The organism is Tenacibaculum sp. ZH5_bin.1 (assembly GCF_042865525.1).
Classification (GTDB): domain Bacteria; phylum Bacteroidota; class Bacteroidia; order Flavobacteriales; family Flavobacteriaceae; genus Polaribacter; species Polaribacter mesophilus.
Genome location: NZ_JBEGIO010000002.1, coordinates 400,126 through 421,883 on the forward strand (window position 1 = coordinate 400,126; position 21,758 = coordinate 421,883).

The following is a 21,758-nucleotide window of genomic DNA, read 5'->3' on the forward strand; positions in this document are numbered from 1 at the left end:
AAACTTTTTTAACTTGAAAGACGCAAACGCTATTCTCTCAACCGCAAAAGAAACTATCCTTTTAGAAAGTAATGCTATTGCTAATTTAGCAAATTTATTAAATAGCTCGTTTACGGACGCTGTTAATTTTATATTTAATTCAAAAGGTCGTGTTATTGTAACTGGTATTGGAAAAAGTGCCAATATTGCAACTAAAATGGTCGCTACTTTTAACTCAACAGGTACACCTGCTGTTTTTATGCACGCTGCTGATGCTATACATGGTGATTTAGGTAACGTACAGGATAACGATGTAGTTATTTGTATTTCTAAAAGTGGAAATACTCCTGAGATAAAAGTCTTAGTACCTTTAATTAAAAACTATAACAACAAAATTATCGCTATAACAGGGAATCCTGACTCTTTCTTAGGAAAAAATGCTGACTTCCTTTTAAATTCTTTTGTTGAAAAAGAAGCTTGTCCTAATAACTTAGCTCCAACAACTAGCACAACAGCTCAGTTAGTTTTAGGAGATGCTTTAGCTGTATGCTTATTAGAATTAAGAGGTTTTTCAAGTAGTGATTTTGCAAAATATCATCCTGGAGGTGCTTTAGGCAAGCGGTTATACTTAAGAGTTTCTGACCTTATTAAAAATAACGAATTACCTAAGGTGAAAAGTATCGACAAAGTTACCCAAGTAATTGTAGAAATTTCTGAAAAACGTCTAGGTGTGACTGCTGTTGTTGATACTAATAATAAAATTACAGGAATTATTACTGATGGAGATATTCGTAGAATGTTAAGTAAAACGACAAAGATAGATGAACTTACCGCTGCTGATATTATGAGTACATCACCAAAAACAATTGATGCAGATGCTATGGCTGTTGAAGCTCTAGACACGTTAGAAAACAATAATATCACTCAAATTTTAGTTACTGACATTAATAACAATTATGTAGGTGTAGTTCACTTACACGATTTAATTAAAGAAGGAATATTTTAAGATGGCAGAAAAAGAAATGTCTTTTTTAGACCATCTTGAAGAGCTAAGATGGCATTTAGTAAGAAGTTTTGTAGCTATTTTTATTGTTGCAATTGTAATTTTTGCAAACATTAATTTTGTTTTTAACGAGATACTTTTAGCTCATCTAAAACCCGATTTTGCAACCTATCAATTCTTTTGTAAAGTATTTTCTTCTATTGGAATTGACAGTAGCTTTTGTACAATAAAATTCAAACAAACACTACAAGCTTTAAATCCTACTCAACAATTAATGACAGGGATTTGGTCTTCTCTAATTTTAGGTTTTGTAGTTGCTTTTCCTTATATTTTATGGGAATTTTGGCGATTTATAGCTCCTGGTTTACACGAAAGTGAAAAGAAAAAATCAAAAGGATTTATTTTTACTTCTTCTTTTCTATTCTTTCTAGGTATTTTGTTTAGCTATTATGTTATTTTACCTATGTCTGTATACTTCTTTTATAATTTTGAAATATCAGACGCCATACAAAATAATTTTAAATTAGAAGCCTATATTGGTCTTATTACTAACACATTATTAGGCGTAGCTATATTTTTTGAACTTCCTGTAGTTATTTTCTTTCTTTCTAAGATAGGATTGATTACACCAGATTTTTTAAGAAAATATCGTAAGCACGCCTTAGTAGTGGTGTTGGTATTATCTGCAATTATTACACCTCCAGATGTGGCTAGCCAAATAATAGTATCAGTTCCTATTATGATCTTATATGAGATGAGTATATATGTATCAAAATTTGCCATAAAAAAACAACAAAAAAATGTCACAAAAAATCCAAGAGTTTAACGACTATCGTGCTAAAATGAACGAAAAGATTTTAGCTTCAGACAATAAAGTAATCAAACGTATTTTTAATTTAGATACTAACGCATACACAGAAGGACATCTTCCCGTAAAAACAAAAGAACTTTTAGGCTTAGTAGCTTCTGCTGTATTACGTTGTGATGACTGTATTGCTTACCATTTAGAAACAGCATATAAAAATGGTGTAACAAGAGAGGAAATGATGGAAACCATGAGCATTGCTACATTAGTAGGCGGTACTATTGTTATTCCTCATTTAAGAAGAGCTGTAGAGTTTTGGGAAGCTTTAGAAAACGAAGCTTAATTTATGTATAAATTGATTTAAGAAGTTTTTAAGAAACAGTTTTGTTACTTTTATTCTTTAATCAATTCTATTTTCAACAAAAATAAATGAAGTTAAGAGCAGACAACATACAAAAGGTATACGGTAGTAGAAAAGTAGTTAAAGGAATTTCTTTAGAGGTTGAGCAAGGTGAAATTATTGGATTATTAGGTCCTAACGGAGCTGGTAAAACAACCTCTTTTTATATGATAGTAGGAATGATTAAACCTAATGATGGTCATATTTTTTTAGATGATGAAGAAATTACTACCGATGCTATGTACAAACGTTCTCAAAAAGGAATTGGTTATTTAGCACAAGAAGCTTCTGTTTTTAGAAAACTTTCAGTGGAAGATAATATTATGTCAGTTCTTGAATTTACTGACAGAACTAAAGCTGAAAGAAAACAACGTTTAGAAGAGCTAATTGATGAATTTAGTTTAGGACATGTACGTAAAAACCGTGGTGATTTGTTATCTGGTGGCGAGCGTCGTAGAACAGAAATAGCACGTTGTTTAGCTTCTGACCCTAAATTCATTTTATTAGATGAGCCTTTTGCTGGTGTAGATCCTATTGCGGTGGAAGATATTCAAGGAATTGTAGCACAGCTGAAAAATAAAAATATTGGTATTTTAATTACCGATCATGATGTACAAGCAACATTGGCAATCACAGATAGAACTTACTTAATGTATAATGGAGGTATTTTAAAAGAAGGAACTCCTGAAGAACTGGCTGAAGACGAAACTGTTCGTAGAGTATATCTTGGAAAGGATTTTGAGCTTAAAAAGAAGAAATTTGATAATCAAGCTGTAACACAAAATCATTTTATAATTGAAAACGCAAAAGAAGAAGATATCTTCTCTTCTTTCTCAGAAGCATACCGCACTCATAATTTAAAAGAAGGTTTTAAACTATATAGAAAAAAAGGAAATGTTAATTCATTTCTTGTAGTACCTGCCGATAATATGAGCTTTGTTGATTTCTGTAATCTTTCAATTGATATAAAAGGCTTAGAGGTGAAAGGAAACATTAAAGTTTCTGATCATGGCTATAAAAAAATAGCTAATTATAATGATTGGTGCAACTTTGAAATAAACGCTGATAAAATTATATTAACCAATAGAAATAACGAAAGCTGGGATGTGTATAAAAAAGGAGAGTTATCAAAAAACAAACTTATAAGTAAAGTCTTTGTTGAAGATAAAATATCTTTAGACAATTACCATTTTATAAGTAATATTTTTAAAACTTAAAAAGACACCTAAAACAACTTTCAAAAACAAAAAAGCACGTTGATTTATAACGTGCTTTTTTGTTTTATTTAAAAGGGTAACTAATTCTATTTTAAAGAAAGCTTTTTGTCTGAATTATTTACTATAGATAGTATTACATAAGAAAGAATAATCATTGGAATTGCTACTATTTTTAGCGTTACAATTAATATAACCGACAAAGTTAAAAACACATACTTAATCACATTATCTTTAAAATAAAAGTTTTTAAACTTTAAAGAGAATAACGGAATTTCAGCATTCATTAGGTACGTAAATAGTATTGTAATTAATATCAAAAAGTATTGATTTTCAATAAAACCTATTAAAAACGATTCTTTATCAAATTGAGCTATTAATGGTAATGAAATTACAAATAAACTCATTGCTGGTGTCGGCACACCTATAAAACTATCAGATTGACGCTCATCAATATTAAACTTCGCTAAACGATATCCAGCTCCCAGTGTTAACAATAATCCTAAATATGGTAAGTTACTACCTGTTGCTCCGTATTCATCAACTCCAAAATATCCAACAGCATCTATGTCTAAAGCATTCACCAACATTTGCATCATTACAATTCCCGGTACTACCCCACTCGTTACCATATCTGCTAAACTATCTAACTGTTTTCCTAATTCACCCTGTACCTTTAACATACGAGCGGCAAATCCATCAAAAAAATCAAAAAGTATCCCTAGCATTACCAAAATTGCTGTAGCAAAAAAATCACCTTTTATAGCAAAAATAGTAGCAATAGTACCACATAACAGGTTTCCTAAAGTTAATAAATTAGGGATATATTTTTTAATATTCATAGTATTCATAATTTACAGCTAAAATAAGAAATCATTCAATGGTTTTTACATTTTAGCTATTTTTTGTCATCTTTGTTTAAAAAGCTATAAAATAGTATTATGCCAATCATTTCAGATACATTTTCTCCTAGTTTACCTTTTAAAAGTGCTCATTTCAACACTGTTTACCGACCTTTATTCATGAAAGACACTATTGAATATAACCGAAAAAGAGTCACAACGTGGGATGCTGATTTTATTGATTTAGATTTTTCCATAGTAGAATCTAAATCACTTGTGCTATTAATTCACGGACTAGAAGGAAGTTCTCAATCAAACTATATGATCAGAACATCTAATCATTTAAGCAATATTGGTTTCGATACAGTTTGCATGAACTTAAGAGGTTGTAGCGGAGAAGATAATTTACTTTTAGAAACTTACCATAGTGGAAAAACTGATGATGTTGAGTTTATTATTAAACATTTAAACAGCAATTATAATTACGAAAATATTATAATTATTGGTTTTAGCTTAGGAGGTAACCTAACACTGAAGTTTTTAGGAGAGTATAACAATATTCCTTCCGAAATAAAAGGAGGAATAGCTGTATCTGTCCCTGTGGATTTAACATCATCTCAAGCCGAATTAAACAAACTAAAAAACAAAATTTACCTAAATGAGTTTTTACGTACCATGAAGTTGAAACTGTTACAAAAAGCCGAAAAGTTTACTGATTTTCAGCTTGATAAAGAACTTTTATTCAAAGCAAATAAATTCAGACATTTAGAAAAACAATATACAGTTCCTGTTTTTGGATTTAAAAGTTCAGAGGATTATTGGGAAAAAGCAAGTGCAAAACCTTTCATTCCTGAAATAAAAGTACCTACCCTACTCATAAATGCTTTAGATGATAGTTTTTTATCAAAAGAGTGTTACCCAATAAAAGAAGCTAAAAACATGAAAAACTTTTATTTATCCACACCAAATTATGGTGGACATGTTGGCTTTATATCTTCTTTTTCTAATACAGAAAACAGGTGGCTAGAACAACGGATTTCAAAGTTTATTCATGAAACTCTTGGAATTAAACCTTAAACAATAACCTTAAAAACCCCAATTATATTAATCAGATTTATGATATTTGTATAAACACCAACAATAACCCTCTCAGGTCCTTATGATGATAAAAAAACATGTATTTCTTTTACTTTGTTTAGTAGTTATTAACCTAGGTTTTTCTCAAAGAGTTAATACTTTAGGTTTATCTAAGTTTTCTCAAATCAGTATCATTACTTCTGGTCCTGGAGAAGCTTTATACGAGAAATTTGGACACACAGCTATTCGTGTGAAAGATCCTGTTTTACAGTTAGATTTACTCTACAACTATGGTATTTTTGATTTTGACGACCCTAACTTTTATGTAAACTTTACTAAAGGATATATGAAATATAAATTAGCTCGTTATCCGTTTCATTTATCTTTAAAAAGTGCTCAACAAGACAAACGTTGGGTTAAAGAGCAAATTTTAAATTTAACACAGCAACAAAGAAATGAGTTCTTTCAGTTTTTAGAAACAAATTCTCTACCTGAAAATGCAAGCTATTTTTACGACCCTTTTTTTGATAACTGCGCTACTAGACCTCGTGATATAATTCAAAAAATCACAAGTGATAATTTAGTTTTTAAGGATGATTTTGTTACTAAAAAACAATCTCTAAGACAATTAATGAACAAAGAAATCAATCCGAACACTTGGGGTAGTTTAGGAATTAATATTGCATTGGGAAGTAAATTAGATAAAATTGCAACACCTTTAGAATATTTATATCTGCCCGATTATGTTTTTGAAGCTTTAAAAGCATCTAGGGTAATTAAAGGTGAAAAAGAAGAAAAATTAGTACAAAAAACTAATATCTTGCTCGATTTTAAAGAGAAAGAATCAAAAAGTGATGCTTTTAGTCCGTTTTTAATTATTTTATTATTCTCTCTACTGGGATTATTTATTACTTATAAAGACATTAAAAACTCTAAAAGAAGTAAATGGCTTGATTTTGTTTTATTTTTCACCACAGGAACTTTAGGATTGTTAATTGTGTTCTTATGGTTCTTTACCAATCACTCCACAGCTCCAAATAACTTTAACTTTTTATGGGCGTTTGCTCCAAATCTTATCATAGCTTTTTTCTTGTTAAAAAATGAGCCGCCTCTTTGGATTTACAAATACTGTCTAGTTCTATTATTTTTTTTAATAATTATACCAATTGTATGGTTAACTAAAGTACAGTTATATACTTACCCTACGATTCCTTTATTTGTATTGTTAGGAATACGTTATTGGTATTTACAACAAACTTTGAAGTGCTAATTCATACCCTTTCAAGCCAAAACCAAAAATAACTCCTTTTGCATTCGGAGCTATATAACTTACATGACGAAACTCTTCTCTGGCATGTATATTAGATATATGTACTTCAACTACAGGTGTTTCAATACCTTTTACAGCGTCGCCAATACCAACAGAAGTATGGGTGTACGCTGCTGCATTTAGAATAATACCATTATAATCAAAACCAACTTCATGCAGTTTATCTATTATTTCTCCTTCAATATTCGACTGAAAATATTCTAACTGAATATCTACATATTTATTTTTTAATTCTTTCAAATAGTCCTCAAAAGTGCTTGCTCCATAAATAGTTGGTTCACGCTTCCCTAATAAATTCAAATTAGGCCCATTAATTATGATTACTTTTTTCATTCTTAATATTTTCTAAAGTAAAAATACTCTTTTTAACTTTTAAGCATAAAAAAAGGAAGCAAATTTGCTTCCTTTTTTCTTATTGTAAAGTCTGTTACTATAAAGAGAAAGAATAAGTTCCTCCAATTCCAATTGTAGCTGGGTTACCTAAAAGGTCATCACCTGAAACACCTGTATAATCTACATGTAAATTAATTTTTTCAGTTACTTGGTAACCAACTAAAGCACGGTAGTAAAAACCACTTTCTTTATTTGCTGAAGGTCTTACACCAATACCATACCCTAAATCAGTACCTACTGAAAATTTATCAGCAAAACTATAACGACCTGCTACAGCTACTGGAATAAAAGCTACATCAGCTATTTCTTGTTGAAAATGCAAATAAGATACAGATGGTCCAACCTTAAACTTATCATTAAGCTTGAATAAATAGTTAGCTTCAATTGCTCCAGTTACATTAGCTTTATCAGCATCTCCAACAGGTAAACCAATAGTTCCACCAACGTTTAATTCTGTTTCTTGTGCATTAACAGCTAAACCGAAAGCCATCATAGCAACTACTAAAAATTTTTTCATAATTTTTGTTTTATAAGTTTTGTTTTGAGCCGGCAAATATACATTTAATTAAGAATCTAATTGCTCTTTTTTTAATAAAAAAGAGGTTAAAACACACAACACCATTTAAAACACTAAGAATAAAAAAGTTAACTAAAAAAATATTTTTTACTTATTTCTTGTTTATTCTTAAAAACACAAAGCGAAACCTATAAATCCTTTAAAAACAACACTTTGATTATCTAAATCAACATTATATCTAACATCTGGTTTTAAACTTACGTTTTCTCCTAAAAACCATGCATAACTTGTTTGTAAGCCTAACCGTTTTAAATTAGAATTAGTGTTTCCAGTGAAATCTACACTTACAGGAAATTGACTATCAATATAGTATTCTGCTCCTAATTTATATACGAATGCATCAATAAAACCATTATCTGCATACCCAATTCCAGCTTTTATAGCTAAATCATCTGCTACAAAATAACCTCCACCTAAACCTAAACTCCATTACGTGTTTCCATTCGAAATAGCCTAAGAAAAAGAAGTATTACCTGTATTTACTTCAATAACCCATTTCCCTTTTGCTGTTTATCCATTAGCTTCTTGTGCATTCGCTGTAAAACCAGCAGCTACCATAGTAATTACTACTAATATTTTTTTTATAGTTTTTTAATTTATAATTTTAATTTTGTGCTGCACTAAAATAATTTTATTTCTATTCTTAATAATGTCTTTTTCTAATAAAAGCACTTCTTTTTATAATGAACTGGAAACAAGCTATATCTGATTATACTAACTTTTTAAAAATTGAAAGAGGACTTTCAAAAAACTCTATAGACAGCTATCAAAGGGATGTAAATAAGCTATTCTTATTTTTAGATAATCTAGAAAACTCTCCTTCCCCAATTTATATAGCTGCAGATACTATTCAGCAATTCATCTATGAAACTAGCAAAAGTATCAATGCTCGTAGTCAAGCTAGATTAATTTCAGGTTTACGTAGCTTTTTTGATTTTCTGGTATTTGAAGATTATCGAGAAGACAACCCAACTGATTTAGTAGAAAGCCCTAACATTATTAAAAAGTTACCAGATACTTTAGAAAAAGAAGATATAGATAAATTAATAGCTGCCATCGATTTAAGTCATCCACAAGGAGAACGCAACAAGACTATTATTGAAACTATTTATAGTTGTGGTCTTCGTGTGAGTGAGTTGATTAATTTACAATTATCCGATTTATTCTTCGACGAAGGATATATACGCATACTAGGAAAAGGAAGTAAATATCGTTTTGTTCCAATACACATTACAACAATTCATAGACTTAGCTTTTATATTAATGAAATCAGGTCTCAAATTACTCCAAAAAAAGAAGATGAAGACACTGTTTTCTTAAATAGAAGAGGAAAACGTTTAACTAGACAAATGATTTTTATAATTCTAAAAGAGTTAGCCCAAAAAATCGATCTTCAAAAAAGTATTGGTCCGCATACATTAAGGCATTCTTTTGCCACCTATTTACTTAAGAATGGAGCTGATTTACGTGTTATTCAACAATTATTAGGACATGAAAGTATTACAACTACAGAGATTTATGTGCATTTAGATACTAGTTTTCTTAAAAAAGTAGTAGAAGATCATCACCCTAGAAGTGATAAGAAAATAAAAAACGAAGAAGAGGAATAAACGAAACTATTGAATACAAAAAAAGGCAAGCTACCTACATCACACCGCTACGACCTAATACCCTTGCTGCGTTCCCGCCCTGGGGGATTCAAAGGGAGCTGGTTGTGTAGGACTTGCCGATGCAAATTTACAACCATTTTTTCGTAAAAAACAACAAAATTTCAATAAAAAAACTGTAACATTTCTAAGTTTTTGAATACTAATAGTTTGTTGTTGTTATTTTTTGCTTTTACCAGTATTAAATAAACGTAACATTAAAAAAGAATATATTTGTATCACTAACTAAAATCACACAATGGAAAATCAAACAAACAGCAAAAACATCATTTTAAACTATGGTTTATATTTAGGAATTATCGGAGTTTTTATTCATTTAGTATTTTATGCTACTGGAACCTTAATTAAATTTGGATGGTTAAATGGAATAATCAGTTTTTTAGCAATGATTGCTCTTATCATTTTAGGCATCAAAAAGTTTAAAACTGATAACAATGGTTTTTTAACTTTTGGTCAAGCTTTAAAAGTTGGTGTTGGTATAGCAGTAATTAGTGCTGTAATTTCAACTATCTATACATTAATATTCACCAATATTATAGAACCTGACTTTCAAGCACAAATGATGGAAATCCAAAAACAAGGTTGGATAGATGCTGGTATGACAGACGAACAAGTAGAAGCCTCTGAAGCCATGGCTGAAAAGTTTAATAGCCCTGTAATCACAGCACCTTTAGCTTTAGTTATTTCAGCTTTTTTTGGATTTATTATTTCTGCCATCGGAGGAGCTATCATGAAAAAAACAGAAGAAAATCAATATTAAAAATAGTTTAAAGTAGTAAAAGTTTTACATAAAAGTAATACTTCGTAACTTTACCTTTTTTAACATGAATAAAATATATGGATATATCGGTAGTAATACCACTTCTTAACGAAGAAGAATCTTTACCAGAATTATATGATTGGATTGCAAAAGTTATGCAATCCAATCAATTTTTATATGAACTTATCTTTATTGACGATGGTAGTACTGATAATTCTTGGAAAATAATACATGAGTTATCGCAACAATACCAAGAAGTAAAAGGCTTACGATTCCAGAAGAATTATGGGAAATCCCAAGCCTTAGACGCTGGTTTTAGCTTAGTACAAGGGCGCGTTGTAATTACCATGGATGCCGATTTACAAGACAGTCCGGATGAAATTCCTGAACTATACCGTTTAATCACTGAAGATAATTTTGATTTAATTTCTGGATGGAAGAGAAAACGCTATGACAATGTAGTCACTAAAAATATTCCATCTAAGCTATTCAATTGGGCAGCACGTAAAACATCAGGGTTAAAATTACATGATTTTAACTGCGGACTAAAAGCTTATAAAAATGAAGTAGTGAAAGCTGTAAAAGTAAGTGGTGAAATGCACAGATACATTCCTGTGCTAGCTAAAAATGAAGGATTCAACCGTATTGATGAAAAGATAGTACAGCATCAAGCTAGAAAATATGGAGAGACAAAATTTGGTATGGATCGCTTTGTAAATGGATTTTTAGACTTAATAACCATTTCATTTTTATCTAAATTTGGAAAACGTCCTATGCACTTTTTTGGCTTGTGGGGAACATTAATGTTCATATTTGGTTTCCTTTCAGCCTTTTATATTGGAGCGATGAAAATTTACCATCTCTCTACAGGTACCAAAACAATACTTGTTACCAGTAACCCTTGGTTTTATATTGCCTTAACCTCTATGGTTTTAGGTACACTTTTATTTTTAGCAGGCTTTTTAGGCGAGCTGATTATTAAGAGTAATCCGCAACAAAAACATTATACAATCAAAGAAAAACTGAACTTTTAAACCCGTATCTTTGTATGTTTTTAAATTTTACACATGAAAGAGATTTTAAACAACGCTAAACAATGGCTTTCTGACACTTTCGATTCAGAAACACAACAAGAAATTCAGCAATTAATCAGCTCTAGTGCTGAGGATTTAGCTGATCGCTTTTATAAAAACCTAGAATTCGGAACGGGTGGAATGCGTGGAGTTGTAGGTGCAGGTACTAACCGAATTAATAAATATACCTTAGGAAAGGCTACCCAAGGGTTAAGTAATTACTTACATAAAACATACCCTAATAAAGCGTTAAAAGTAGCTATCGGTTATGATTGCCGTCATGATAGTGAATGGTTAGCAAAGGTGGTTGCCGATGTATTATCAGCAAATAACATTCAAGTATTTTTATTTGAAGATATGCGTCCAACTCCAGAATTGTCTTTCGCTGTAAATTACTTAGGGTGTGATGCTGGAATTGTTTTAACAGCTTCTCATAACCCACCAGAATATAACGGATATAAAGTATATTGGAATGATGGCGGACAAATAGTACCTCCACAAGATACAGAAATCATTAATGAAGTAAATTCGTTAGCTTTTTCTGAAATCAATTTCAATACGAAAGAAGAATTAATTACTTCTACAGGAAGTGAAATAGATGAAGCTTTTTGGAAAGCTTCCTTAGCCAATGGTACTTTTGATATAAAAGGACGTGAAGATTTAAAAATTGTATTTACTTCATTACACGGAACTTCAATCAAATTAATTCCTGAAGTTTTAAAACGTGCGGGATATACACAGGTTCATATTGTTGAAGAACAAGCCATTCCTGATGGTGATTTTTCTACGGTTGAATCTCCAAATCCTGAAGAACCAGCAGCTCTTAAAATGGCCGTAGATTTAGCTAATAAAATTGACGCCGATATTGTTTTAGGAACTGATCCAGATTCAGATAGAATTGGAATAGCAGTAAGAGATATAGATGGAAACATGACCTTGTTAAACGGAAATCAAACCATGAGTATGATGACCAATTTCTTAATCAACGATTGGAAAAAACGAGGAAAACTAAACGGAAAGCAATTCGTAGGTTCTACGATAGTTTCTACTAATTTGGTCAATGAAATCGCCGATTCTTATGGAGTTGAAACTAAAGTTGGTTTAACAGGTTTCAAATGGATTGCTAAAATGATCAAAGATCACCCAGATCTTAATTTTATTGGTGGTGGCGAAGAGAGTTTTGGCTATATGGTAGGTGACTTTGTTCGCGATAAAGATGCAGTTACCTCTGCCCTACTTGCTTGTGAAATTGCAGCTAATGCAAAAGCTAATAATAGTTCTTTTTATAAAGAATTATTAAACTTATACACACGTCATCATTTATACAAAGAACATTTGATTTCTTTAGTGAAAAAAGGAATGGACGGTGCGCAACAAATCAAACAAATGATGATTGATTTACGCAACAATCCATTAACTGAAATAGATGGTACTAAAGTTGAATATTTGTATGATTATCAATCTTCAATAAGAAAAAACTTACTAACTGGTGAAGAAACTGTAATTGATATTCCTAAATCAAATGTATTAATCTATCAAACCCAAGACGGAACTAAAATTGCCGCTCGCCCAAGTGGTACTGAACCAAAGATTAAATTCTACTTTAGCGTTAACAGTAAATTAAATGATATTTCCAATGCTAAGGCAGTAGAAGAAGAGCTAGACACCAAAATACAACGAATTATAAAAGAATTAAACCTATAATGGACTACTTTAAAAAGATTATTAAATATGCTATTCCATATAAAAAGTATGGCTATTTAAATGTATTATTTAATATCTTATATGCTCTTTTTTCTACACTTTCTTTCTTGGTATTAATGCCTATGTTAGAGGTTATCTTTAAACCAAATACTATTAAAGTAACTGAAAAACCAGTTTTTGAAAGTGTTACAAAAATAATCGACTATTTTAAGGCTAATGTTTCTTATTATGTATATGAAATTGCTGGTGACGATAAATCAAAAACATTAATGGTTGTTGTAGGTTTAGTTATAACTACGTTCTTTTTTAAGAATATTTTCAACTACTTAGCTATGTATTTCATTACTTTTTTAAGAAATGGTGTTTTAAAAGATATTCGAAATGATTTATATAGAAAGACTATAGAATTACCTATCTCCTATTTTTCTGAAAAAAGAAAAGGTGACACCATGGCTAGAATAGGGACTGATGTATTGGAAATCCAGCATTCATTTTTATCTATCTTGGAAATGTTGGTAAGAGAGCCTTTAACTATTATTTTCACCATTACTGCAATGATAGCTATTAGCTTTAAACTTACTCTTTTTGTGTTTGTTTTTATTCCTATTTCCGGATATGTTATTTCTCTAATTGGTAAAAGCTTAAAGCGAAAATCAGATAGTGTACAAAAAGAACAGGGATATTTCTTATCGCTTTTAGAAGAAACTTTAGGAGGACTAAAAGTAATTAAAGGCTTCACTGCTGAAAAAGAATTTCAACAGAAATTTGAAAAATCAACCAATCGTTTTTACCATTTTTCTAATACTCTACTTAATAGAACAAATTTAGCAAGTCCAGCTAGTGAGTTTTTGGGAATTGGTGTTATTGCTGTATTACTTTGGTATGGAGGTATATTAGTTTTAGAAGAAGGCACGTTACAAGGAGAAGACTTCATTGCTTATATGGGATTAGCTTATAATATTTTAACACCTGCTAAAGCTATTTCTAAAGCTAGCTACGGAGTTAAAAAAGGAAACGCTGCTGCTGAACGTATCTTAGAAGTTTTAGAAACTAGCAATCCTTTAAAAGATATTCACAATGCTGTTGATAAGAAGACTTTTGATACTAAAATTGTTATAGAAAACGTTTCTTTTAAATACGAAAATGAATATGTTTTAAAAGATTTCTCCTTAACTATTCCTAAAGGAAAAATGATTGCTTTAGTAGGGCAATCAGGAAGTGGTAAATCAACCATTGCTAATTTATTAACTCGTTTTTATGATGTAAATAAAGGTACCATTCTACTTGATGGAATAGATATAAGAAACCTTAAAAAACAGTCATTAAGACAACTAGAGGGCCTAGTTACACAAGACTCTATTTTATTTAACGATACTGTAAAAAACAACATTACTTTAGGAGTTGAAGGTAAAAGCAACGAAGAAATTATTGAAGCTGCTAAAATAGCCAATGCACACGAGTTTATTAAAGATTTACCAAATGGTTATGACACCAATATTGGAGATAGTGGAAATAAATTGTCTGGAGGGCAAAAGCAACGTTTAAGTATTGCGCGTGCTGTACTTAAAAATCCTCCGATCATGATTTTAGATGAAGCAACATCGGCTTTAGATACAGAATCAGAAAAATTAGTACAAGATGCTTTAGAAAAAATGATGCAAAATAGAACTTCAGTTGTAATTGCACATCGTTTATCTACCATTCAAAAAGCAGATATGATTGTAGTAATGAAAAAAGGTAAAATTGTAGAACAGGGAACTCATGAAGAATTAATATCTAAAAGCGGAACATATAAAAAACTTGTAGAAATGCAGTCTTTAGGATAATAAAAAAAGAGAAGCTAATGCTTCTCTTTTTTTATTGATTTGTTTTTAATCCTAACTGTACTCCTTTTTCCAACATAAACTGGTAAGAAGCCTCGTGTTCATTAGGTATTTTGCCATCTAAAATGGCTTCTTTAATCGCTTCTTTTATCTGACCTATTTCTCTACAAGGCTGCAAATTGAAAGCTTCCATTATTTCTTCTCCAGTAATTGGAGGTTGAAAGTTACGCACTCTATCACGTTCTTCAACTTCTTTAATTTTTTGACGAACAATCTCAAAATTCTTGTGATAACGTTTAAATTTCTTTGGGTTTTTCGTTGTAATATCTGCTTCGCATAAAGTCATTAAAGACTCTACATCATCTCCTGCATCGAAAATTAAACGACGTACAGCAGAGTCTGTCACTTCACTCGCTAAAACAATCGGACGAGAGCTCAACATCACCATCTTTTGAACAAATTTCATCTTATTGTTCAATGGCATTTTTAAACGTTTAAATAACTTGTATACCATCTTCGATCCTACAAATTCATGAGAGTGGAACGTCCAACCTATTTTTTTGTGATAACGTTTCGTTGGCGCTTTACCAATATCGTGCAACAATGCTGCCCAACGAAGCCAAACATCCTCCGTATTCTCAGAAATATTATCAACTACTTCTAAGGTGTGGTAAAAATTATCTTTGTGCTTTTGTCCCTCTACTTCTTCTACCCCTTTTAAAGCAGTTAATTCAGGAATAATTAGATCTAATAAGCCTGTTTTTTCAAGTAACAAGAATCCAGTTGATGGAACTGGAGCTTCCAATATTTTATTCAGTTCAACCACAATGCGTTCACGAGTTATAATTTTAATTCTCGAAGAATTTTTTGTTATTGCATTTAATGATTGTTCTTCTATTTCAAAGTTCAATTGTGTAGCAAAACGAATGGCACGCATCATGCGTAGTGGATCGTCAGAATAGGTAATATCTGGATCTAACGGAGTTCTAATTATTTTAGCTTCCAAATCAGCCATTCCTCCGAAAGGATCAAGCAACAATCCGAAATCATCTTCATTTAAACTTAATGCTAAAGCATTAATTGTAAAATCTCTCCTATTTTGATCGTCTTCTAAAGTTCCTTCAGAAACTTTAGGGTTTCTACTTTCTTCTGAATATGATTCTTTTCTAGCCCCAACAAATTCTATTTCAATATCTTGAAAACGTAACATAGCTGTTCCGTAAGTCTTAAATACTTGAACCTTTGGCTTATTGGGTAGTAATTCAGCTACTTTTTGTGCTAGATCTATTCCACTTCCAACTGCAACCACATCTACATCTTTGGCTGTACCACGTTGTAAGATAAAGTCACGTACAAAGCCACCAATTACATAACTCTCTAATTGCAATTCTTTGGCTGCTTGAGATATATATTGAAATATTTCTGCAGAAATGGCTTCTTTAAAATATTGTTTTTGCATATACTACGCTGTAATAACCTTATATTATATTGTGTTATTTCTTTTTATTTTTATAATACAAATACTTTGTACTATGATAAAAACCATTTAATAAACTATCCATTTCTTTTGTTTTAGTAGGATATTCTTTACTAATATCATCTAAACTATTGGTGTTTAAATTAATGAGTTTCGATTTTTTATTAAATACTGTTTGATAAAAGTATAAAGAGTCTTGAATAACTCCTGAAGCAGGTTCTCCATCAATATCTCTATAAATAAAAGAAAAATGGTTTGTCCTCGTAGAGTCTAAAGCATTAATACCTAAAGTATAATTTATATGATTTATTTTAGCTAGGGACATTACAGTAGGTACAACATCTACTAAATGAGTATTCTTTGTAATTTTTTGTGTTTTTACCAATTTTGGAGCATGGATAAAAAAAGGTGTATTATGCCTTAAGATACCTAGTTTATCTTCTGTAGGTTTATAATAATTAATATCTTTCATTCCTCCTTGATGATCTCCAAAAAACACAAAAATTGTATTGTCAAAATATCCACTTTTTTGTGCTCTTTCTAAGAATCGTTTAATATTAAAATCTAAATAACGAATAGCATTTAACTGTGCTAAACTTCGGTATGCTGATTTATTTAATAATTCTTCATCTATTTCCTTTTCATGTATAGGTCGGTAGGTGTCCTTTACCTCTGGTACTGTAAAAGGCATATGATTTGTAGCTGTTTGTATGTAAGCTACAAATGGGATATTTTTATTGTGTAATTTTTGAAGTTCTTTATCTGATTCTTTAAACAAATCATAATCATCAATACCCCAAACATCTGCTCTATTTTCTTCTTCATAACTACCTTCTTCAAATATCTTTAAATCTTTTATATTAGATTGAAAAACAGCTCTAATATTAGCCCAATTAGCACTACCTCCTAAAAAATACAACTTTTTATAACCTTTAAATTGGTCAAATAATATACGTTGATCAATAATCATAGGGTTTCTTGAAGCTGATTTTATATTGTCTACATCTGGTAAACCAGTTACACTAGAAAATACACTACCTGCTGTGGTAGATTTATGTACATAATGGTTAGTAAAATTAATACTATTATCCAAAAGGCTATCCAATACAGGAGTACTATTTGCAGGATTTCCATAGTAACTCAATGCTCCATTCCCTGTTGATTCTAACATAACAAAAACAATATTAGGTTTTTTTTGATGCTTAATAGAATCGTTATAGCTTATTTTTCTTGTAAAGTTTAACGTGTCTGAATTTATACCTAAATGTTTGTTTGTTATTTTTATATATTCTTTTGTCTTTTCTAAATCAAAACCTTCAGACCTAAATTTAAAACTATCAAAAAAATATAATACTGGGTTAAGTGCAAACTGATTGATTTTTTTATCTTTTGAAAAAAAAGCTTCACTCCAACGTAATGGATAATGTTTTAAACTACCATAACCTCCTAAGCTTAATAGCAATACTGCTAAAACTCCAAAAACAATTCGATTTTTTTTAGGTGATATAAAATCTATCTTTTTGAAAATCGAGTAGATTATTTTATGGAGTTTTATCACTAAAAACAGAAATATAAGAATTCCTATTCCTCCTTTAAAAACAGGATAACTTTCCCAAAAAACTTTTGAAGAAATTCCTAAGTTTTCTAGGAAACGAAGTGCGTTTGCATTGACTCTTAAATTTAAATAACTAAAATGACCAAAATCAAACAAATAAAATACCAGAATTATAAAATATAATATAACACTATAATAAACGCTAAAAGATTTATACTTTTTATTTTCAAAGAAATTTTTAATGAAAAGATAACATAATGCCAAAGGCACATAAGAAAAAACTGCTAATCTTAAATCAAACCTAGCACCTAAAAAAAGAGCTTTACTAATATCATTAGCATCTACAGGTAGATTATTTATAAAAAAAACATAAAAAATAATTCTAAAAATAAAAAGCAATACAAATAGCACAAAAACATTTGTAAAGATGTATTTTAGATAATTCGGTATTTTAGCACTCATAAAGTAATATTAAGTTTGCAAAAATATAAACTTAATATCACAAAACACAGTATAAGGAAAATGATTATTAAACTATTTTCTTATTGTTATAATACTCCCTTTTTCTATTTTTAAAATTGTAGAAGCTTTTGTTGAAACCTTATCTATATTGACCTTTACAACAAAATCAACATTTTGTTTTATTTCTTCACTTATTTCTAAAAATGATTTTGGCGTAGGCTCTCCACTTACATTTGCAGAAGTAGAAACAATAGGTTTTCCAAATTCTCTAATTAACTGAATACAAAACTCGTCCTTTGGAATACGAATAGCAATTGTATTATCAACTGCAATCGTATTGGGAGCTAAACCTTTTGGACTATTATAAATAATAGTAGTTGGTTTTTCTGATGTCTTTAAAATTTCAAAAGCTTTTTCAGGGATGTTTTCTATATAATTTTGCAACATTTCAATAGAGTCTACCAAAATGATAAGGCTCTTCGATTCTTCCCTGTTTTTTAATTTATAAACCTTTTTTACAGCTTCTTCATTTGTAGCATCACAACCTACTCCCCAAACTGTATCGGTTGGATAAAGAATTGTACTTCCTTTTTTTAAAAAAAATAATATTTCTGATATTCTATTCAAAGCTATTTAAATTTCAATTCAAACCAATTTAAAATAAAGTTGAGCTTACTCTTAGAAGCTTGATCTAGACTTTGAAGACATAAAAATAGCTTGTCTTTATTTTTTGATTTTATTAACACCTTATACTTTAACCAAAGAATCGGTTTTTTAAAATTCTGTATATATATAAGTTGATAATCTTTCAACAACTCACTTGAATTGTTTTTAATCTCTAAGTGATTAACCAAAGACTCTATTAAGAACTGGGAAGGGTGTCTAAATCGATGTTTAATATTATTTATAAATTCATTTTGATTTTCTTTAAAATATTCTTCAAAAGTAGATTTTCTCATAGGCATAGGAACATGATGTAGCTTATAATACTTTTTAAATCCTAACTTTTTTGCTATGATTTGTTGAGCTTTAAAATGTCCTGCGAAATTTTCTTTTTTTGGTTTACCTATTAACTTTAAAAAAGATCTATACACTTTTTTATGTAATATATTTTCATCAAAAGATTTCCATTCCCCTCTTAACCTAGGTACATTATTTTTGAAATAATCTTCAGGAGATGTTTTATTTATTAAAAAAAAATCATCGCACATACATATAAAATGTTCAGATAAACCTGGAATTTTATATAGCATGCTTGCTATTGCTCTAGAATTAAATGTTGGTAAATATTCTTCATACCCTTTAAAGACATCTGTATGATCAACCATTTTAACCTTCTTGTACAAACTATTTCTCTGTTCTTTATCTAACAAAAATTTAGGTACTTGATTATCTGTAAGTATAAAAATATTCCTTACAAAACTTGCATTTTTAATTACAGATTTAACAGCAAACTCAATTTCATCTACTTGATTATATCTAGATTTTATTTCTTTACTCGAAAGCTCTTTCTTTGCATTTAAATAAGTGTTCATCTTATTCCTATGCTTAGGATCACTTCCATCAACCCACATAAAAACTACATCTATTTCCATATACGTTCTTAAACCGCTACATCATACTCTCTAAGAGCATCATTTAACGAAGTCTTTTTATTTGTACTCTCTTTACGTTTACCAATAATTAAAGCACAAGGAACTTGATATTCACCTGCAGCAAACTTCTTGGTGTAACTTCCAGGAATTACTACAGAACGTGCTGGCACTACTCCTTTCATTTCAACTGGTTCATCACCTGTTACATCAATAATTTTAGTACTCATTGTTAATACAACATTCGCACCTAAAACAGCCTCCTTCTCTACTCTAACCCCCTCTACAACAATACAACGAGAACCGATAAAAGCTCCATCTTCAATAATTACTGGTGCTGCTTGTAAAGGCTCTAAAACCCCTCCAATTCCTACTCCACCAGATAAGTGTACGTTTTTACCAATTTGTGCACAAGAACCTACAGTCGCCCAAGTATCGACCATCGTACCTTCATCAACATACGCTCCTATATTCACATAACTAGGCATTAAAATAGTTCCTGCTGAAATATAGGCTCCGTGACGAGCTACAGCATTTGGTACTACACGAATTCCTTTTGCTTCATAACCTCTTTTTAATGGAATTTTATCGTGATATTCAAAAATACCAGCCTCTAAAGTTTCCATTTTTTGAATAGGAAAATATAACACTACTGCCTTTTTTACCCATTCATTTACTTGCCATCCTTTATCAGTTGGCTCAGCAACACGTAAATCTCCTGCGTCTAATAAATCTACTACTTTTCTAATAGCATTAATCGTAGTTTCTTCTTTCAATAAATCGCGGTTATCCCACGCTTTTTCTATAATTGATTGTAATTCTGTCATTTTTTAATAATATTTTTCAGCAAAAATAAAGTTGCTTTCCATAATATACTGCGAAGATACATTTTTTAAACAGATATTTCTTCCTTGTTTAATTTAGCTACCTTTGCAAAAACTTATAGAATGGGCAGGATATTAGCCATAGATTTTGGAAAAAAAAGAACAGGTATTGCTGTAACCGATGAACTTCAAATTATTGCTTCGGGTTTAACAACTGTAGATACTTCTGAACTTATCACATTTTTAAAAGAGTATACTCAAAAAGAAAATGTTGAACTTTTTTTAGTAGGAAAACCAAAGCAGATGGATAATTCTGATAGTGAAAGTGAAGTACTCATAACTCCTTTTCTACAAAAGCTTGAAAAAGCTATCCCTTCTATCCCTATAAAACGTGTAGATGAGCGTTTTACCTCTAAAATGGCTTTTCAAACAATGATTGATAGCGGTTTAAAGAAAAAACAACGTCAAAATAAAGCTTTAGTAGACGAAATAAGTGCTACAATCATCTTACAGTCGTATTTATACAACAAATAATTTTCTACCAAAAGCATTCTTTGTATTTTTGCATTCCTTAAAATTAAAAAGTAAATGATTTTACCCATTGTAGCATACGGAGATCCCGTTTTACGTAAAGTAGGAAAAGAAATCGATAAAGACTATCCGCAGTTAGACAAATTAATTGCTGATATGAGAGAGACTATGTACAATGCTAACGGACTTGGTTTAGCAGCTCCTCAAATAGGAAAAGACATCCGTTTATTTGTTATTGATGCTTCTCCTTTTGCAGAAGATGACGATATAAGTGAAGAAGAAAAAGAAGTTTTCAAAAACTTTAATCGCGTATTTATCAATGCTAAAATTATTGAAGAAGAAGGTGACGAATGGGCTTTTAATGAAGGGTGTTTAAGTATTCCAACCATTAACGAAGATGTTTTTCGTCAAGAAAAAGTTACTATTGAATACCAAGATGAAAATTTTGAAAAACACACAGAAACGTTAAGCGGATTACCTGCACGTGTTTTTCAACATGAATATGACCATATTGAAGGAATTTTGTTTACCGATAAACTTTCTTCATTAAAAAAGAGATTAATTAAAAAGAAATTAGACAATATTTCTAAAGGGAAAGTAAACGCTGGATATCGCATGCGTTTTCCTAATGCTAAAAGATAATAGTTATACACTAAAAAAACATTAAGAC

20 protein-coding genes, 1 other RNA gene and 1 pseudogene are annotated in these 21,758 nt (G+C 30.3%); 13 read left to right on the forward strand and 9 right to left on the reverse strand.

Going from position 1 to position 21,758, the window contains the following annotated elements:
* The first annotated feature begins 13 nt into the window (after positions 1-13).
* The 4 genes and pseudogenes from ABHQ57_RS09845 to lptB all read left to right on the forward strand — a co-directional run.
* Positions 14-985: an SIS domain-containing protein gene (locus tag ABHQ57_RS09845; RefSeq protein ID WP_047788748.1), complete on the forward strand. Its 972-nt coding sequence runs from the start codon at positions 14-16 to the stop codon at positions 983-985.
* 1 nt (position 986) lies between these two features.
* Positions 987-1,808 carry a twin-arginine translocase subunit TatC gene (gene tatC / locus ABHQ57_RS09850; protein WP_167713796.1) on the forward strand — a complete coding sequence of 274 codons (822 nt, stop codon included), beginning with the start codon at positions 987-989 and terminating at the stop codon, positions 1,806-1,808.
* Entirely contained in the window at positions 1,783-2,130 is a 348-nt protein-coding gene (locus tag ABHQ57_RS09855; RefSeq protein ID WP_047788746.1) for a carboxymuconolactone decarboxylase family protein, read from the forward strand. Before tatC ends, ABHQ57_RS09855 begins: the two co-directional genes overlap by 26 nt.
* Before the next feature lie 86 nt (positions 2,131-2,216).
* A pseudogene (lptB, locus tag ABHQ57_RS09860) lies at positions 2,217-2,951 on the forward strand (LPS export ABC transporter ATP-binding protein); the annotation flags it as partial.
* A 539-nt stretch (positions 2,952-3,490) separates the two neighbouring features.
* Here lptB and ABHQ57_RS09865 read toward each other — a convergent pair.
* Entirely contained in the window at positions 3,491-4,243 is a 753-nt protein-coding gene (locus tag ABHQ57_RS09865; protein WP_172644834.1) for a phosphatidylcholine/phosphatidylserine synthase, read from the reverse strand.
* 99 nt (positions 4,244-4,342) lie between these two features.
* On the opposite strand from ABHQ57_RS09865, the gene ABHQ57_RS09870 reads away from it, so the two are divergent.
* Both ABHQ57_RS09870 and ABHQ57_RS09875 read left to right on the forward strand, forming a co-directional pair.
* The gene (locus ABHQ57_RS09870) at positions 4,343-5,320 is read left to right on the forward strand and encodes a YheT family hydrolase (RefSeq protein WP_167713795.1); all 978 of its coding nucleotides are present in this window, start codon (positions 4,343-4,345) and stop codon (positions 5,318-5,320) included.
* An 82-nt stretch (positions 5,321-5,402) separates the two neighbouring features.
* Positions 5,403-6,590 (forward strand): DUF4105 domain-containing protein, encoded by a 1,188-nt coding sequence (locus ABHQ57_RS09875; protein ID WP_231128410.1) that lies wholly within the window; start codon positions 5,403-5,405, stop codon positions 6,588-6,590.
* Here the strand turns inward: ABHQ57_RS09875 and aroQ are convergent.
* Together aroQ and ABHQ57_RS09885 are read right to left on the reverse strand one after the other, a co-directional pair.
* Complete coding sequence (gene aroQ / locus ABHQ57_RS09880; RefSeq protein ID WP_159614985.1) at positions 6,567-6,983, reverse strand: type II 3-dehydroquinate dehydratase; 417 nt, start codon at positions 6,981-6,983, stop codon at positions 6,567-6,569. The genes ABHQ57_RS09875 and aroQ overlap by 24 nt on opposite strands.
* 97 nt (positions 6,984-7,080) lie before the next feature.
* A complete protein-coding gene (locus ABHQ57_RS09885) occupies positions 7,081-7,560 on the reverse strand; it encodes an outer membrane beta-barrel protein (protein ID WP_047788743.1) in 480 nt (159 codons plus the stop codon).
* A gap of 743 nt (positions 7,561-8,303) precedes the next feature.
* Here ABHQ57_RS09885 and ABHQ57_RS09890 point away from each other — a divergent pair.
* Positions 8,304-9,230, forward strand: a complete 927-nt coding sequence (locus ABHQ57_RS09890) for a site-specific tyrosine recombinase (RefSeq protein ID WP_167713794.1) — start codon at positions 8,304-8,306, stop codon at positions 9,228-9,230.
* Positions 9,231-9,250: 20 nt separating this feature from the next.
* Here the strand turns inward: ABHQ57_RS09890 and ffs are convergent.
* Positions 9,251-9,349: signal recognition particle sRNA small type (ffs, locus tag ABHQ57_RS09895), an RNA gene on the reverse strand.
* Between the two features lie 176 nt (positions 9,350-9,525).
* Between ffs and ABHQ57_RS09900 the strand changes: the two genes are divergently transcribed.
* The 4 genes from ABHQ57_RS09900 to ABHQ57_RS09915 all read left to right on the forward strand — a co-directional run bounded on the left by ABHQ57_RS09900 (position 9,526) and on the right by ABHQ57_RS09915 (position 14,650).
* Complete coding sequence (locus ABHQ57_RS09900) at positions 9,526-10,047, forward strand: DUF4199 domain-containing protein (RefSeq protein WP_159491031.1); 522 nt, start codon at positions 9,526-9,528, stop codon at positions 10,045-10,047.
* 77 nt (positions 10,048-10,124) lie between these two features.
* On the forward strand, positions 10,125-11,081 hold the full coding sequence (locus ABHQ57_RS09905) for a glycosyltransferase family 2 protein (protein WP_167713793.1): 957 nt from the start codon (positions 10,125-10,127) through the stop codon (positions 11,079-11,081).
* A 33-nt stretch (positions 11,082-11,114) separates the two neighbouring features.
* Entirely contained in the window at positions 11,115-12,824 is a 1,710-nt protein-coding gene (locus ABHQ57_RS09910) for a phospho-sugar mutase (protein WP_389863524.1), read from the forward strand.
* Positions 12,824-14,650, forward strand: a complete 1,827-nt coding sequence (locus ABHQ57_RS09915) for an ABC transporter ATP-binding protein (RefSeq protein ID WP_047788738.1) — start codon at positions 12,824-12,826, stop codon at positions 14,648-14,650. Before ABHQ57_RS09910 ends, ABHQ57_RS09915 begins: the two co-directional genes overlap by 1 nt.
* A 31-nt stretch (positions 14,651-14,681) precedes the next feature.
* Here ABHQ57_RS09915 and ABHQ57_RS09920 read toward each other — a convergent pair whose 3' ends face one another.
* The 5 genes from ABHQ57_RS09920 to ABHQ57_RS09940 all read right to left on the reverse strand — a co-directional run bounded on the left by ABHQ57_RS09920 (position 14,682) and on the right by ABHQ57_RS09940 (position 20,560).
* On the reverse strand, positions 14,682-16,106 hold the full coding sequence (locus ABHQ57_RS09920) for a CCA tRNA nucleotidyltransferase (protein ID WP_047788737.1): 1,425 nt from the start codon (positions 16,104-16,106) through the stop codon (positions 14,682-14,684).
* Positions 16,107-16,140: 34 nt separating this feature from the next.
* Positions 16,141-18,141: an LTA synthase family protein gene (locus ABHQ57_RS09925; RefSeq protein WP_167713791.1), complete on the reverse strand. Its 2,001-nt coding sequence runs from the start codon at positions 18,139-18,141 to the stop codon at positions 16,141-16,143.
* 72 nt (positions 18,142-18,213) lie between these two features.
* Complete coding sequence (locus tag ABHQ57_RS09930; RefSeq protein WP_073183943.1) at positions 18,214-18,768, reverse strand: L-threonylcarbamoyladenylate synthase; 555 nt, start codon at positions 18,766-18,768, stop codon at positions 18,214-18,216.
* Between the two features lie 2 nt (positions 18,769-18,770).
* A complete protein-coding gene (locus ABHQ57_RS09935; RefSeq protein ID WP_047788734.1) occupies positions 18,771-19,736 on the reverse strand; it encodes a Stealth CR1 domain-containing protein in 966 nt (321 codons plus the stop codon).
* Between the two features lie 8 nt (positions 19,737-19,744).
* Entirely contained in the window at positions 19,745-20,560 is an 816-nt protein-coding gene (locus tag ABHQ57_RS09940; RefSeq protein ID WP_389863529.1) for a 2,3,4,5-tetrahydropyridine-2,6-dicarboxylate N-succinyltransferase, read from the reverse strand.
* A 120-nt stretch (positions 20,561-20,680) separates the two neighbouring features.
* Here ABHQ57_RS09940 and ruvX point away from each other — a divergent pair, with 120 nt between their 5' ends.
* On the forward strand, positions 20,681-21,091 hold the full coding sequence (gene ruvX / locus ABHQ57_RS09945; RefSeq protein ID WP_274639970.1) for a Holliday junction resolvase RuvX: 411 nt from the start codon (positions 20,681-20,683) through the stop codon (positions 21,089-21,091).
* Between the two features lie 54 nt (positions 21,092-21,145).
* Positions 21,146-21,730 (forward strand): peptide deformylase, encoded by a 585-nt coding sequence (gene def / locus ABHQ57_RS09950; RefSeq protein WP_099214309.1) that lies wholly within the window; start codon positions 21,146-21,148, stop codon positions 21,728-21,730.
* Positions 21,731-21,758: the final 28 nt, after the last annotated feature.

Bases quoted from the DNA above. Each gene is read 5' to 3' on its own strand.
- tatC (WP_167713796.1), top strand. From the start codon at position 987: ATGGCAGAAAAAGAAATGTCTTTTTTAGACCATCTTGAAGAGCTAAGA.
- ABHQ57_RS09855 (WP_047788746.1), top strand. From the start codon at position 1,783: ATGTCACAAAAAATCCAAGAGTTTAACGACTATCGTGCTAAAATGAAC.
- ABHQ57_RS09865 (WP_172644834.1), bottom strand. From the start codon at position 4,243: ATGAATATTAAAAAATATATCCCTAATTTATTAACTTTAGGAAACCTG.
- ABHQ57_RS09870 (WP_167713795.1), top strand. From the start codon at position 4,343: ATGCCAATCATTTCAGATACATTTTCTCCTAGTTTACCTTTTAAAAGT.
- ABHQ57_RS09875 (WP_231128410.1), top strand. From the start codon at position 5,403: ATGATGATAAAAAAACATGTATTTCTTTTACTTTGTTTAGTAGTTATT.
- aroQ (WP_159614985.1), bottom strand. From the start codon at position 6,983: ATGAAAAAAGTAATCATAATTAATGGGCCTAATTTGAATTTATTAGGG.
- ABHQ57_RS09885 (WP_047788743.1), bottom strand. From the start codon at position 7,560: ATGAAAAAATTTTTAGTAGTTGCTATGATGGCTTTCGGTTTAGCTGTT.
- ABHQ57_RS09890 (WP_167713794.1), top strand. From the start codon at position 8,304: ATGAACTGGAAACAAGCTATATCTGATTATACTAACTTTTTAAAAATT.
- ABHQ57_RS09900 (WP_159491031.1), top strand. From the start codon at position 9,526: ATGGAAAATCAAACAAACAGCAAAAACATCATTTTAAACTATGGTTTA.
- ABHQ57_RS09905 (WP_167713793.1), top strand. From the start codon at position 10,125: ATGGATATATCGGTAGTAATACCACTTCTTAACGAAGAAGAATCTTTA.
- ABHQ57_RS09910 (WP_389863524.1), top strand. From the start codon at position 11,115: ATGAAAGAGATTTTAAACAACGCTAAACAATGGCTTTCTGACACTTTC.
- ABHQ57_RS09915 (WP_047788738.1), top strand. From the start codon at position 12,824: ATGGACTACTTTAAAAAGATTATTAAATATGCTATTCCATATAAAAAG.
- ABHQ57_RS09920 (WP_047788737.1), bottom strand. From the start codon at position 16,106: ATGCAAAAACAATATTTTAAAGAAGCCATTTCTGCAGAAATATTTCAA.
- ABHQ57_RS09925 (WP_167713791.1), bottom strand. From the start codon at position 18,141: ATGAGTGCTAAAATACCGAATTATCTAAAATACATCTTTACAAATGTT.
- ABHQ57_RS09935 (WP_047788734.1), bottom strand. From the start codon at position 19,736: ATGGAAATAGATGTAGTTTTTATGTGGGTTGATGGAAGTGATCCTAAG.
- ABHQ57_RS09940 (WP_389863529.1), bottom strand. From the start codon at position 20,560: ATGACAGAATTACAATCAATTATAGAAAAAGCGTGGGATAACCGCGAT.
- ruvX (WP_274639970.1), top strand. From the start codon at position 20,681: ATGGGCAGGATATTAGCCATAGATTTTGGAAAAAAAAGAACAGGTATT.
- def (WP_099214309.1), top strand. From the start codon at position 21,146: ATGATTTTACCCATTGTAGCATACGGAGATCCCGTTTTACGTAAAGTA.